This window comes from Seonamhaeicola marinus (assembly GCF_008085455.1).
Genome location: NZ_VSDQ01000679.1, coordinates 88,556 through 102,723, shown reverse-complemented (window position 1 = coordinate 102,723; position 14,168 = coordinate 88,556). Strand labels below are relative to the sequence as shown.

The window sequence follows — 14,168 nt, the reverse complement described above, 5'->3', positions numbered from 1 at the left end:
TGCCTTATTTAATTAAATGAAACAGATTTTTAAATACCTACTTATTTTGTTGCCAGCGCTACTTTTGGCACAACACTCTATAAAAGGCACTTTTACTCCTGCCGAAGATTACAAAATTGCATTGCTATATAAAGTTACACCAACAATTTCTGTGTATGTTGCAAATGCTAATATAAATGATGACGGCACTTTTGAGCTAAAGCTAGATTCAACAGCAGTTAAAGGAACTTACCGATTGGTGTATGCGGTGCCACAAGAGGACTATAATTTTGATATTATTTATAATGGAACTGAAGATATTGAACTCGAATTTAACTCCGAAACAGGTGTTAAGTTTTTATCTTCAGTAGAAAATACGCTGTTAACATCCTATACAAACAGCATGTCTAATATTACGCATAGTATTGGTAACTACTTTAACTCTCAAGATCAGGATACATTGGCATTGTCTAAAATTTTTAAAATTCAAAGAGAAACACAGGCCAATTATGAAGAGGCTGCAAAAGATTTTATGGTATTAGATTTTATAAAAGCTAACAAGCCATACATTCCTAATGGATATGAGGATGTGATGACTTATGTAAATAATTTAAAGACACACTATTTTGATTTTGTAGATTTTACCAATCCTGTTTTACAGAGTTCTAATTTTTTAGAGGAGAAGATGGTAAGTTATGTCTTTGGAATGACAACAGGTTCTGAAGATGATACGCAGAATTTCAAAACTAATATTGATGTAGTAGGAAAGATGATGGAGAGTGCGCCAAACGATGTAAAACGCATTCTTTTAGTAAGCCTTTGGCAACAAATGGCCGATTTAAAACATGAGCGTGTAGCAAACTATATTTCTCAAAATTATTTAATGGATGTTCTTGTTGCATTAAACGATCAGGAGTTAATAAACTCACTATTAGTTTTTGAAAATGTATCATTAGGTAAAGTTGCACCAGATTTTGACGTTGAGGTTACTCAAGACGATAAAAAAGTAACAAAAAAACTAACGGCATTAGATGGTTTTGAAAGATATGTTATAGTATTTTGGAGTAGCACGTGTTCACATTGTTTAGATGAAATTCCGCAGTTACAAACCTTTATGAAATCCTATCCTAATACCAAAGTAATTGCTGTTGGTTTAGAAGATGAACCTTATAAATGGAAAAACTTAACCTATGAATATCCAGATTTCATTCATGTTTATGGTGAAGGTAAATGGGATAACGAAATAGGAGATAATTATGCAGTTTCTGAAACACCAACTTATTTTATTCTAGACAAGGATAAAAAAATTATTGCAAAGCCTCAAGATTTTGAGGGTTTCAAAAAGTTTTTTGAGGTGGAGTAGGTTTTGTGGTGCTAAATTTGTTTTGGCTTAACTATGAAATTTTTAAAGTAAGGTTTGTCATTCAGAAGGAGGCACGACTGAAGTATCTATTCAAAATAATAGGTTAAAAATGATAAAAGGCGTCTTCTAAATGCTCTATTCTAAAGCCCTTGTTTTCTTTTACAATAGCTATAATATCAAAACGTACTTCAACGTCTAAAGCATTAACATTTACATATTCATCAACCGCTTTTACTAAGTTTTTTATCTGCTTGGGCTTTACAAAATCTTGTGGGTTTCCAAAATCTGTAGTTGATCTTGTTTTAACTTCAACAATAGCTAAGGTGTCTTCTTTTTGAGCAATAATGTCAACTTCTGCTTTATTGAATCTGTAATTACGTTCAATAATATCGTAGTTGTTTTTAATTAGAAAATCTACGGCTAGTTGTTCCCCTTTTTTACCTAATTCGTTGTGTTTGGCCATAAGACTAAAATAAACAAAAGTTTGTTATCCAATTAATGAGATTCTTCGACTTCGAATATATTCGAAATGCTCTGAATAAGGGACATCTGCTTTTAAAAAGTAGTGCTTGTAATAATAATGATGCTTGTCATTCAGAAGGAGGAAAGATCGAGAATCTATTTTTTGTTCATGGGATTCTTCACTGCGTTCAGAATGACATTGGGCTTTATCACTAAAGTAACGTTTGTCATTCAGAAGGAGGAACGACTGAAGAATCTTTTTTTTGAGTTAAGAGATTCTTCACTATGTTCAGAACAACAAATTACCCTCTAAACAAAAAGAAATCCTCCTTCATGTGTTCAATCTTAGCATCTTCATTTGTGATAATATAATCTATGGCCTGAGAGGTAAAATCATTACCTTTTTCGGTTAAAGACACAATGTTATTTTCAATAAGAATCATATTGTTTTTTAAGGCTAATTCAAGAACCGTTTTGCTACGCACTTTTTGCCAATTAATATGCTCGTTGAGGTGATTTACATGGCGCTCCTCTTTTTCATTATGGTTTTTAAGATGCAGAAGAAATGTTAGCAGAGATACCTCGGTACGCTGTTGCTTTTCTCTATAAAGTACAGCAATAATACCTCTTTGGGGAGCAAATAGATAAACTAGCAAGAATATGAGTCCTAGCATGGTTGTTATGGAACCTGAAATGGAAGCATCTAACCAATGCGCCACCCAATACCCCGAAATAGCACTAAAAACACCAAAGATTATAGCGTAAATAAGCATTCGTTTTAAATCATTTGTTAGGAGGTAAGCAGTAGCCGCTGGAGCAATCATTAAAGCTACTACTAAAATAGCACCTACAGCATCAAAAGCGCCTACTGTTGTTACAGATGAAATACTCATAAGACCATAATGTATTATGGCTGGAGAAAACCCTAGGGAAGCTGCTAAACCAGCATCGAATGTGCAAACTTTTAGTTCTTTAAAAAAAGCAAATAGTAGTCCTATAGTAACAATTAATATACTTCCAATTACCCATAATGATTTTGGTCCTAAATCTAGGTCGGAAACCATAAATCTATCAAAAGGAGCAAAGGCTAATTCTCCCAAAAGAACGGCATCTACATCTAAATGTACATCGTTAGCGTTTTTGGCAATCATTATAACGCCAATACTAAAGAGAGCGGGAAAGACTAAACCAATTGCGGTATCTTCCTTTACTAAACCTGTTTTTTGTATGTATTCAACCAAAATTACGGTAATAATACCAGTAACAGCTGCTAAGAGAATTAACAATGGCGAATTAAGATCTTGAGTTATAAAAAAACCGATAACAATTCCTGGTAAAATAGAATGACTAATGGCATCACTAATCATGGCCATTTTTCTTAGAACTAAGAAAGTGCCTGGAATAGCGCAAGCAATTGCAGCTAAACACGCAATAAGTTGTATTTCTATTTGAGCACTACTCATCTTCTTCTTGTTGGTTGTATAAATTCGAAGCAGCTTTAAACCCTTCTGACGTTAAACTCCACATATTACCCTCTAGTTTAACATAGTTTTTATGAACTAACTTTTGAAGAGTTGCTTTCGTAAAACCTTGAAAGTTGTTTAAGATTTTAGTGGTATGCGGGTGCGATATGTTTTCGTGTGTTTCAGCAATGTGATACATAAACGCTAATGTTTTATGTAATTTTAAATCACGACGGTTTTTAATAAAACGTATTTGTTTAAATAATAAACCTCTGCTTGGTGAGAATATAAAAGAGATCAAAACAAAAACACTGGCAATAATAACGATCACTGGCCCTGTAGATAGGTTGTTTTGAGTTGCGCTTATCGCAGTTCCAAAAACACCAGACAAGGCCCCAAATATAGCGGCCAAAAACACCATTTTGCCAAGGCTGTTAGTCCATTGTCTTGCGGCTGCAGCGGGAGCTAATAACATAGCACTCATTAGTACAACACCAACTGTTTGAAGACCTAAAACAATGGCTAGCACAATAAAACTTGTAATTAAGATATCTATTGTTTTTGTATTAAAACCTAAGGTTTTGGTAAAATCAGCATCAAATAAAAGGATTTTAAACTCTTTCCAGAATAACAATAGAATTATTAGGCAAATACCTGTAACGATAGCCATCATCCAAACATCACTTTCTACCAAAGTAGCTGCTTGTCCGAATAAATACTTGTCTAATCCTGCCTGATTAGCATTTGGACGTTTTTGAATGAAGGTTAACAATAACATTCCGAAGCCAAAAAATAAGGATAGAATTAATCCGAGTGCAGTATCTGATTTTAAATGCGTTTTGGTAATAATACCTCTAATCCAAAAGGTGCCAATTAACCCACTTATTAGAGCGCCTAACAATAATACATTACTATCCTTTGTTCCCGTAATTAAAAAGGCAATTGCTATACCAGGCAATGCAGCATGAGAAATGGCATCACCTAGTAAGCTTTGCTTTCTAAGTACTGCAAAACTACCAAGCATGCCTGTAACAGCACCCAGGATGGCCGTTCCCAAGGTTATTGTTCTTAAGGTGTAGTCTGTAAAGACCAATTCTATGTATTCTAAGATATCCATTTGCCATTACCGCGAAGGCCGAAATCTCTTCCTTTGTTCGCGAATATTTTATTTTTTATTCTTTTGAGTAAGTACTGCTTACTGAGACTGATGACTGTAAACTGATTTTTTACTCCTGAATACTCACTTTATAATTAATACCATAGGTTTTTGTTAGGTTATTATCATTGAAAATATCTTTAACTGGGCCAGTGGCTATTTTCTTTACATTTAAGAATGTAACCCAATCGAAATATTCGGGAACAGTCTGTAAATCGTGGTGGACAACTATAACTGTTTTTCCTGCTTTTCTAAGTTCTTTTAAGATGTTTATAATTGCTATTTCTGTTGTGGCATCAACGCCTTGGAAGGGTTCATCCATAAAATAAATAGAAGCATTTTGCACTAAGGCTCTAGCCAGAAATATGCGCTGCTGTTGGCCTCCTGATAATTGACTTATTTGTCTGTTTTTAAAGGGGAGCATACCCACTTTTTCAAGAGCTTCTAAAGCCAATTTCTTCTCTTTTTGTTTTGGACGTTTTATCCAGCCTAAACTACCATAAGTACCCATCATAACTACGTCTAATGCTGTGGTTGGAAAATCCCAATCAACACTACCTTTTTGAGGAACATATGCTACCAATTGTCTTTGTTTATCATAGGGCTTTCCATAGATGCTAACACTTCCTGCAATTGGTTTTAAAATACCTAAAATTGATTTGATTAAAGTTGATTTTCCTGCGCCGTTTGGCCCAACAATTGCCATAAGAACACCCTCTGGTATTTCTAGGTCTATATCCCAAAGTACTGGTTTGTAGTTATAGGCAACAGTTAAATCGTCTACTTTTACGGCAATATTTTGTTTCATCTATTTTTATTTAATTGTTCATTTTGCCTTGATGCAAAACGAACCAAAAAATTAAATCAATTTGAGGAAATTCCTTCGAAACGTTCATTCTCAAAACTTCATGCTTGAAGCTGCGCTTCGCAGTTTCATTTTTTACTCACTATTTCTGCAAATTGATGATTCCGATTGCATCGGAACTTGGTACTTGACTTTCTGCCATTTTATCTAAACTAAATTGATTCGTTTTCAATTTCTAAATTTTAAACTTATTACACAAGAGTAAGCTTTTCCTCCCCTTCGGGGATGTTAGGAGGGGCTTTATTTTAGAGCATTAACAATAGTATTCACATTGTACTTATACATTCCAATATAGGTTCCCTCAACTGTTCCGGCATCACCTAAGGCATCGGAATAAAGAGTTCCGCCAATAGTAACTTCATGGTCTTTGGATTTCACAGCTGCTTGTAGTGCTTCTATTGTGCGTTTTGGAACAGAGCTCTCTACAAAAATAGCCTTTACTTTCTTTTCAATAATAAATGTGGCTAGTTTTTGAACATCTTGAACACCCGCTTCTGTAGCTGTTGAAAGCCCTTGTAAACCTACTACTTCAAAGTCAAATGATTTTCCGAAATAATTAAAGGCGTCATGGGCTGTTACTAGAATGCGATCTTCTTTTGGTAAAGTTGAAATAGATGCATTTATTTCTTTACTTAAAACATCAAGTTTTTGTAAATAGGCTTTTCCATTGGTTATAAATGTTTCTTTTTGTTCAGGCGAAGCTTCCGAAAGTGTAGTTACAACGTGTTGCGTAATTTGCTTCCAATAATCAACATTAAACCAAATATGCGGGTCATAGTTAGAAGCAAAATAATCGGAACCAATTAAAGTATTTTTATCTAAAACACTTGAAACGGCAACTGTTTTTTTATTTTTCATTTTTTCAAATACTTCAACAAGTTTTCCTTCAAGATGAAGGCCATTGTAAAAAATGATATCCGCATTTACGAGTTTGCTAACATCACCTTCACTGGCTTTATATAAGTGCGGGTCTACACCACTTCCCATTAAACCTTCTACATTTACTAATGTATCTCCTATGTTTTTAACCAAATCAGTAATCATAGTTGTAGTGGTAACAACGTTAAGTTTACCATTAGCTTTTTTTTCTTCTTTACAACTAACGATGACCAACCCTAAAAGAGAAAGTAAAGCAGTCTTTTTTATGACCTTAGTGAGTTTATCCATATAAATCATAACTTATTTAATAATTGTTTAGAGGTATAATATTCAAAAATACGCGCTTTTATTTGGAAATTCTCGTCAAATATTAGGGTTGCTGGCAATGAAAATGACTTGTTTTTACGACTAGCGAGAAGCAGTGGTAATTGATGAATACTGTTACGTTTAGTTTCAGCGTTTATAAAAGAAACACCATCAAAAACAATGGTGTCTTTGTATTCTACATCCATTTCCACAGCATAATAGTCCTTATTAATGCGTTTTATAATAGGTTCTTTAGTGAAAACGTTTCGTTTTATCTTTTTGCAGTACTCACACCAATCGGCATGAAAGTATATGAAAACAGGTTTTGGTTGTTCTTTTAAAGCTCTATCTAGTTGTTCCCAAGACATCCAATTAATTCGTGCGTTACTTTGAGAGAAAGAAGCACTAACTGAACTGAATATCAATAAGAATAAGATATGTTTAGCCTTAAATATCATTATAAATCACCAAATTTTAATCCTACAAAGAGCGTTCTTGGTCTGTTTGGACCATAAATATAGTCGGAATCTCTCCCTGGTCCTGTATCAAAATCGCTTTGATAACTATTAAAAAGGTTTTGTGCCCCTCCGCTTAGTTCTACATGAAATGTATCTTTCAAATCGAAATGATAGGTAAGTTTCGTCGTGATATCAAAAAATGATTCAGACTTTTCCAGAGTGATAAACCCTGAATCGCTTATAACATGAGGAACAGTCATAGTACCCGTATAGCTTCCTGTTACATCAAATTTAAAAGCTTTACTCATTTGCCAATAAGAGTTTACGAATCCATATACATTTGGAGCGCGTACAAACTCATCTATAATAACATTGGTTTCACCTGGAGTACTACCATCTGCTTCAAATAGTACTTGGTCTTCTTTATAGATAGATTTTTGAATTGTGGCGCCAACCTGAAAAAACAAATCTGGATTGGGAGATATACTCATTTCTATGTTTGCCCCCGCTACATAGGCTCCAGAGCCATTTCGAGATTCTTCGAGTATAGAACCATTTGGCAAAGAACTTCCTGTACTAACAATAGTGAACGGGTTTTTTAAAGAGGTGTAAAAACCTTCTACTAATAAATTGGTTTGGGTTTTATTAAAATCTTTGGTAAAATCTAAAGACGCTGTATAGGCGTTAGAGAATTCACTTTCTAAGTCATTAGATAAAATTACAAATTGTTGTTCTCCACCAACAGAGGAAATATGAAGGTCTTCGTTAAAAGCCTGAGGTGCTCTAAACCCTCTGGCATAACCACCTCTAAACTGAAGTGATTTTGTAAAGTTGTAAAGTATTGTTAGACGTGGACTTAAGACTGTTTCTGAAACATCAGAAGTACGTGCTATATCTTGAATGGTGTAGAAGCCGTCAACTTTTACATTATCCAAACGTGCACCAATAAGTGCCGAAAATTTATCAGAAGGTTTCCATTCGTACTGGCTATAGAGCCCGAAACTGTTTACTTTTTGATCCACAACACGGTTATAACCAATTATAGCATCATCGGTATCATTTACTTGGTATTCTATACCTGAGGTAATAATATCTTTATTTGAAAATTCATGACTGAATTTTGCTCCGGCTACAAAAGCAACATCTTTTGTTTTTCCAAAGGCACTATTTGCAGCTATAGAATCTGCAGGTGTTCTGCCCCCACCAAGACCACCGTAGTAACTATCTCTGTCTGTATGTTGTATGGATGTGTATACACTTAAATTGTTTGTTCGTTCGTCATTAAACAAATTATAATCTAAACCTGAAAAGATAGTATTATGGTCTAATTCTTCAGTTATATCAGTGAATTGAGGTGCTAAATCTAATTTGTTGCCTCCGCGCCTATACTCGCGAATTCCTGTAAAGTCAAAACCTATTTTACTGTTGTCATTAGGTCTTAAAAATGCCTTTGCCCCTAATGAATTATTTTTTAATACTGTTATTTCTGAAAATCCGTCATTATTGGCATCAAAAGCATCACGGTCACGAAAAATACCATAAACTGTAATACCAGTAGATAAATCTTCACTTACAACCGAGGCATTAATATTGACATTACGGTCTGCAGTTGAACCGTCAATAAGTGCTAGAGTAGAGTTTACCTCCCACCCGCTATTTATTGGCTCTTTTGTTATTACATTAATGGTTCCAGCAATAGCATTAGATCCGAATAGAGCAGAACCTCCACTACGTACTACCTCTACACGATCTATGAGACTTACTGGAATTTGTTCCAATCCATAAACACCATTTAGAGCACTGAATACGGGTCTACTATTTACTAAAATCTGAGTATACTGGCCTTCAAGACCATTTAAACGAACCTGTGTAAAACCACAATTCTGGCAGTTGGTTTCTACGCGAACCCCTGGTTGGTAATTTAGACCATCGGCTAAGGAAAGTGACTGTGTAGCTTTGAATAATTTAGGACTTAAGACTTTTACGATTACTGGGGCTTCTTTTTTTCGTATTCGATTTCTAGTAGCACTAATAACGATTTGGTTTAGTCCAAGAGCGTCTTCAACAAGAGAAAAGTTAACAATTTGATTTTGGCCTTTGGTAAGTTTAACGCTTTGTTCTGAAGAACGATACCCTTGGGATTGGGCAATTAATATAATCTTGCCAGGAGAAAGGGACATTTCGTAGTGTCCATTTTCGTCTGTACTTACACCTGTAGCACCACCTTTAACATAAATACTTGCAAAAGCAACTGGAATACCATTGGCAGATACTTTTCCAGAGATTTTAATAGTAGTGTTTTGTGCATTAAAATTAAAGCATAAAATGCTAAAAATTAATAGTATTAGGTGTTTCATTATAAAACTTTTTTGCAAATATAAATATTAATTTAGATTAATCTAAAAATGATTTTAAGATTTTAATTATACTATATTTGTAGTATTGAAAAAAGTTAAGATGATAACCCTTACTGAGGAAAATTATATTAAGGCAATTTACCATTTAGGTGATCAAGGCGTTAATGTTGTAAGTACAAACGCAATTGCGAAAGAGATGGCTACCAAGGCGTCTTCTGTAACAGATATGGTTAAAAAACTATCTGAGAAAGGATATGCCTATTATAAAAAATACCAAGGTGTTTCGCTAACAGAAGCAGGTAAAGAAATAGCTATTAATATTGTTAGGAAGCATAGGCTTTGGGAAGTGTTTTTAGTTGAAAAGTTAAATTTTTCTTGGGATGAAATTCATGATGTAGCGGAGCAATTAGAACATATTAAGTCTAAAAAATTAATTACCCAATTGGATGCTTTTTTGGGTTTTCCAACGTATGATCCCCATGGAGATCCCATTCCTGATGAAACAGGTAATATTAAAAAAATTGATAAGATTTTGTTGTCTGAGGCTAAGGTGAATGACAATTGTATCTGCGTAGGCGTTCAGGATTCTTCAACCCAATTTTTGCAATATTTAGATAAAAACAATATTGCTTTAGGAGTACACTTAAGGATTATTCAAAGAGAGCCTTTTGATAATTCTGTTACAATAGAAATAGCAGGTAAAGAATTAGTTATTTCAAGTATCATAGCCAATAATCTTTATGTAAGACTAGCTTAATTAATATCCGATTATGACTCATCTTCTTTTAGTACTAGTCTAATAATAGTTACATGGCCTTCAACGGTAATTTCTTTCTCAACATTTTTATAACCATCATAGGAAGCCACAATGGTATAGGTTCCGGGTTCTACATTCTCAATTGTAAATAGGCCAGATTTATCAGTAGTACTTTCTTTTGCAGTTCCTTTTAAATATACCTTTACTGCATGAAGTCCTTTTTTTGATGAAGAGACTTTTCCAGTAATTTTTTGTGCATGTAAATAACTATTCCCAACAAAAAATAGTAATAATAATAATTTTATAGTTTTCATTTTTTTAAATAATACTCTTGTGACCTGATTCAATAGTGTACGAGAGGTGTCAGGATGGTGCCAACAATAAGTCAGCTCAAAATTTTTCAAATGTAATTAAAAATCTCTTGTACCAAAGGCAACAAGAGATTTTTATTGAAAATTTAAGTAAGAAATTAATAAAAAAAGAAATTCAATTAGCAGTTTTAAGAATAACTCAAAAGAAAGCTCTTATACATCGACTAATTCCTGTTATTTTAAAACGAGTTCAAAGCTTAGGTACAAAACAATACCGATTGAAAGTCTTGTGTCTTTGATTATTAATTAAATGAATATATGTTTATTTAAACCTCACTTCTTTTCTAATTTTCTTCGGAAACTTTTTAATAGAAGTTAATGTTAAATCTTTGTAGTAACACTCGGCAGCTTCAGACTGAATTTGAATTTGTCCGCTAGTAAGAGGAGCTCCAGTTTCTGGATTTGTAGCATTTTCAACAACCATTACAATTTCACCATTAACTAAATGAACTGCGTCATTTCCGATGACATAAATCTCTAAATGATTCCATTCGCCATGTGGAGCGTCTGGCTCTTTATAGGCATCGGTATATCCTATTTTTTTTAGATAGGTGTCGGAATTAGGATCGTATTTACCCTTTTTTTCTCCTCTAGTTCCTCTAATCTCAACTTTTGGCCCAGGAACTTTAGGTTCTGCTGTGTTACCTCCTAAGGGAATAAAATCGCCTAAATCTGTTTCTTGTACTTGGTATTCTAAACAGGTTTTCCATGTTTTCCAAAAGCGTCCGTGGTCACCATAACAATGGTAAAGAATACCACTATCTCTTTTTACATTTAATCGTGGAGGCCACTTTTTATCTCCCCATTTAAAGTATACACTTAAATGATAGTTTTCATAAGAAGCTTTAGTGGTTAATCCGCCATAAATTTCGCCTGTAATTTTTAAAACGAGTTCACCATCTTCTGTAATCATGGTAAATACGTTTTTAATATCATTATTAAGACCCAAAGGTGTTCCTGCATGAACATTGTCTGATTGATACGTGCCTTCGGGCAACCCTTGTATCGTAGTGTGTGGTACACCATTCCATTTCTCAAAATGGCTTAAGGTTTCATCAAATAGCTTAAAAGATTTTTGTGCATAGGTGTTAAGGCTTAAAATAAAAGCCGAAACCATTAATAGCTTGTAACTCATTAGTGTTTAGTTTGTTTTTAGACGATATAAATGTAAACACTAGGGTTAACTAATCAAAGTATTAATGAAAGTTAATGACAAGAACAGTCGGTTCCTGTTCCGCAACCTTTTTGAGGTTTAGATTTTTTAGGAAGGTATTTTTTAACCAAAAAGACTACTGCTAAAAAAGCAGTTGTTATTACAAGTATGTTCTGAATAATGTCATTCATATGTCTTTGGTCGAATTTAAATACGTATCATTTCAAAAACTGATAGGCCAACAATGCAAAGATATAAGCTATTGTTGACATAAAAACTAATTGAAGCACTGGCCATTTCCAACTGTTGGTTTCTCTTTTTACTATTGCTAAAGTACTCATACATTGCATTGCAAAAGCATAGAATAATAATAGTGAAATTCCAGTTGCCAAAGTGAAAACTTTTGTGCCATTAGGATGAACCTCTGCCGCCATTTTGCTTTTAATAGTGTCTTCGTCTTCGCTATCGTTTGCACTGCCAACACTGTAAATGGTGGCAAGAGTGCCTACAAAAACTTCACGTGCCGCAAAAGATGTGACTAACCCAATACCAATTTTCCAGTCATAACCTAAGGGTTTGATGATTGGCTCAATTGTTTTTCCAACAATGCCAATATAGCTATGTTCTAATTTATGCGCTGCAATTTTGTCTTCTAAGTCAACATCAGAAAGTGTTGGGTTTTCATTTTTTATAATGTCTTCGGCTTTGTTAAAATTATCACCTGGACCATAAGAGGCCAAAACCCATAAAATAATTGAAATTGCAAGAATTATTCTTCCGGCTTCAAAAATAAAGGTCTTGGTTTTTTCAAGAACTGTTATCGCCACGTTTTTAAACATAGGTACTTTGTAACTTGGCATTTCAATAACAAAGTAGGACTTGCTTTTAATTTTTAATATTTTGTTTAAAATATATGCCGAAAAAATTGCCGCTAAAAATCCAATTGCATAAAGTCCCATTAAAGTGAGGGCTTTATAGCTCATACCCAGAAATGTTCCTTCAGGAATAACTAAAGCAATAATGATAACATATACTGGTAACCTTGCAGAACATGTTGTAAACGGCGTAACTAAAATTGTAATTAGGCGTTCTTTCCAATTTTCAATATTTCTAGCCGCCATAACTGCGGGAACAGCACAGGCATTACCAGAAATTAGAGGTACTACACTTTTTCCGCTTAGTCCGAAACGGCGCATAACCCTGTCCATTAAAAATACAACACGGCTCATATAACCGCTTTCTTCTAATAGGGCAATAAACAGGAATAGAAATGCAATGGGCGGAATGAATACCATAATACCACCAATACCTGCAATAATTCCATCGGAAAGCAGGTTTGTAAAGGCACCTTCAGGTAAGTTGTTTTTAACCCAATCTGCTAATGAGGCAAAACCTTCATCAATTAAATCCGTAGGATAGGTAGCCCAATCATAGACAGCCTGAAACATTAGAAACAGTACAATGAAAAAGATAATATAACCCCATATTTTATGAGTTAAAATTCTATCTAACTTTATTCTTAAATCTGTAGCCTGTGATAGGTCTATAGTTTGCCCTTTTTTTAGAACGTTATTAATTAATTGGTAACGTTTTATGGTCTCTTTTTGCTGTAGGCGTTTTAAATCGGCGTTACTCTTAGTTTTAAAATTAGCAACGGCATCAATTTCTTTTCTGTTGGTTTTCCCAAAGTTTACATCTTGGGTTATAACCAACCAAAGTTTATATAATAATTGGTTCGGAAACGCTTTTTTAAGATTACTGAAGTAGGCTTCATCTATAGCAGTGGTTTCTAAACAAGGTGTTGTAGAAAGTGTTCTGTAGTTTGAAATAAGTTCCTTTAAATTATCAATACCTTGATTTTTACGAGTACTTACCAATGCAATTTTAGTATTGAGTTCTTTCTCAAGCGCATCTATGTCCAAAGAAATCCCTTTTTTAGGCATTCTGTCAGCCATATTAATGACAAGAAGCGTTGGGATTTCTAGATCTTTAATTTGTGTAAAAATTAAAAGATTACGTTTTAAGTTTTCCACATCGGTAACAACCACTGCAACATCAGGAAAGTCTTTATCGTTTTTATTTAAAAGCAGCTCAATAACTACATTTTCGTCTAAAGATGAGGCATTTAAACTATAAGTTCCAGGTAAATCGAGAATATGAGCTTTAACCCCTCTGGGTAATTTGCAAACGCCTTCTTTTTTATCTACGGTAATACCTGGGTAATTCCCTACTTTTTGGTTTAAACCAGTTAAAGCGTTGAATACCGAAGTCTTTCCCGTATTGGGGTTCCCTATTAAAGCGACATTAATTTGCTTACTCATCTACCTTTTCAATTAAAATATGGACTGCAGTTTCTTTTCTAATGGCTAAATGAGAGCCACTAATTTTTAAATACATAGGATCAGCAAAATGTACTGCTTGTACAAGCTCTACCTCATTACCAGGCAAACAGCCCATTTCTAGAAGTTTAAGAGGGATTTCTGAAGAAGAAACATCAGTTATAATGCCCTTTTCTCCACGTTTTAAATTTGCTAAAGTATCCTGCAAGCTTATTTAGATTGATTTTAAAGAGGCAAAAGTAAACTAAAAGTTTAAAAGT

14 protein-coding genes are annotated in these 14,168 nt (G+C 34.0%); 2 read left to right on the top strand and 12 right to left on the bottom strand.

Annotated features, from left to right (window positions below):
- Window positions 1–16 precede the first annotated feature (16 nt).
- Window positions 17–1,342, top strand: coding sequence for a TlpA family protein disulfide reductase (locus FUA24_RS11605; RefSeq protein ID WP_148542439.1), 1,326 nt, complete (start codon window positions 17–19; stop codon window positions 1,340–1,342).
- A gap of 103 nt (window positions 1,343–1,445) precedes the next feature.
- Here the strand turns inward: FUA24_RS11605 and FUA24_RS11600 are convergent, their stop codons facing one another.
- The 7 genes from FUA24_RS11600 to FUA24_RS11570 all read right to left on the bottom strand — a co-directional run bounded on the left by FUA24_RS11600 (window position 1,446) and on the right by FUA24_RS11570 (window position 9,288).
- Window positions 1,446–1,805, bottom strand: coding sequence for a YraN family protein (locus tag FUA24_RS11600; protein ID WP_148542437.1), 360 nt, complete (start codon window positions 1,803–1,805; stop codon window positions 1,446–1,448).
- A 301-nt stretch (window positions 1,806–2,106) separates the two neighbouring features.
- On the bottom strand, window positions 2,107–3,267 hold the full coding sequence (locus tag FUA24_RS11595; RefSeq protein ID WP_148542435.1) for a metal ABC transporter permease: 1,161 nt from the start codon (window positions 3,265–3,267) through the stop codon (window positions 2,107–2,109).
- On the bottom strand, window positions 3,260–4,384 hold the full coding sequence (locus tag FUA24_RS11590) for a metal ABC transporter permease (protein ID WP_148542434.1): 1,125 nt from the start codon (window positions 4,382–4,384) through the stop codon (window positions 3,260–3,262). The genes FUA24_RS11595 and FUA24_RS11590 overlap by 8 nt, the downstream gene beginning before the upstream one ends.
- A gap of 109 nt (window positions 4,385–4,493) precedes the next feature.
- Window positions 4,494–5,231 (bottom strand): metal ABC transporter ATP-binding protein, encoded by a 738-nt coding sequence (locus FUA24_RS11585; RefSeq protein WP_148542432.1) that lies wholly within the window; start codon window positions 5,229–5,231, stop codon window positions 4,494–4,496.
- Between the two features lie 297 nt (window positions 5,232–5,528).
- The gene (locus FUA24_RS11580) at window positions 5,529–6,455 is read right to left on the bottom strand and encodes a metal ABC transporter solute-binding protein, Zn/Mn family (RefSeq protein ID WP_148542430.1); all 927 of its coding nucleotides are present in this window, start codon (window positions 6,453–6,455) and stop codon (window positions 5,529–5,531) included.
- 5 nt (window positions 6,456–6,460) lie between these two features.
- Entirely contained in the window at window positions 6,461–6,898 is a 438-nt protein-coding gene (locus tag FUA24_RS11575) for a thioredoxin family protein (RefSeq protein WP_246147030.1), read from the bottom strand.
- 32 nt (window positions 6,899–6,930) lie between these two features.
- Window positions 6,931–9,288: a TonB-dependent receptor gene (locus FUA24_RS11570; RefSeq protein ID WP_148542426.1), complete on the bottom strand. Its 2,358-nt coding sequence runs from the start codon at window positions 9,286–9,288 to the stop codon at window positions 6,931–6,933.
- Between the two features lie 100 nt (window positions 9,289–9,388).
- Here FUA24_RS11570 and FUA24_RS11565 point away from each other — a divergent pair, with 100 nt between their 5' ends.
- Window positions 9,389–10,045: a metal-dependent transcriptional regulator gene (locus tag FUA24_RS11565; RefSeq protein ID WP_148542424.1), complete on the top strand. Its 657-nt coding sequence runs from the start codon at window positions 9,389–9,391 to the stop codon at window positions 10,043–10,045.
- Between the two features lie 11 nt (window positions 10,046–10,056).
- On the opposite strand, the gene FUA24_RS11560 is transcribed toward FUA24_RS11565, so the two are convergent.
- The 5 genes from FUA24_RS11560 to FUA24_RS11540 all read right to left on the bottom strand — a co-directional run bounded on the left by FUA24_RS11560 (window position 10,057) and on the right by FUA24_RS11540 (window position 14,116).
- Entirely contained in the window at window positions 10,057–10,359 is a 303-nt protein-coding gene (locus FUA24_RS11560) for a carboxypeptidase-like regulatory domain-containing protein (RefSeq protein WP_148542422.1), read from the bottom strand.
- 319 nt (window positions 10,360–10,678) lie between these two features.
- Window positions 10,679–11,551 carry a 3-keto-disaccharide hydrolase gene (locus tag FUA24_RS11555; RefSeq protein ID WP_222861356.1) on the bottom strand — a complete coding sequence of 291 codons (873 nt, stop codon included), beginning with the start codon at window positions 11,549–11,551 and terminating at the stop codon, window positions 10,679–10,681.
- A gap of 71 nt (window positions 11,552–11,622) precedes the next feature.
- Window positions 11,623–11,760, bottom strand: a complete 138-nt coding sequence (locus FUA24_RS11550; protein ID WP_148542421.1) for a FeoB-associated Cys-rich membrane protein — start codon at window positions 11,758–11,760, stop codon at window positions 11,623–11,625.
- A gap of 27 nt (window positions 11,761–11,787) precedes the next feature.
- Entirely contained in the window at window positions 11,788–13,890 is a 2,103-nt protein-coding gene (feoB, locus tag FUA24_RS11545; protein ID WP_148542418.1) for a ferrous iron transport protein B, read from the bottom strand.
- A complete protein-coding gene (locus tag FUA24_RS11540; protein ID WP_148542416.1) occupies window positions 13,883–14,116 on the bottom strand; it encodes a FeoA family protein in 234 nt (77 codons plus the stop codon). Before FUA24_RS11540 ends, feoB begins: the two co-directional genes overlap by 8 nt.
- Window positions 14,117–14,168: the final 52 nt, after the last annotated feature.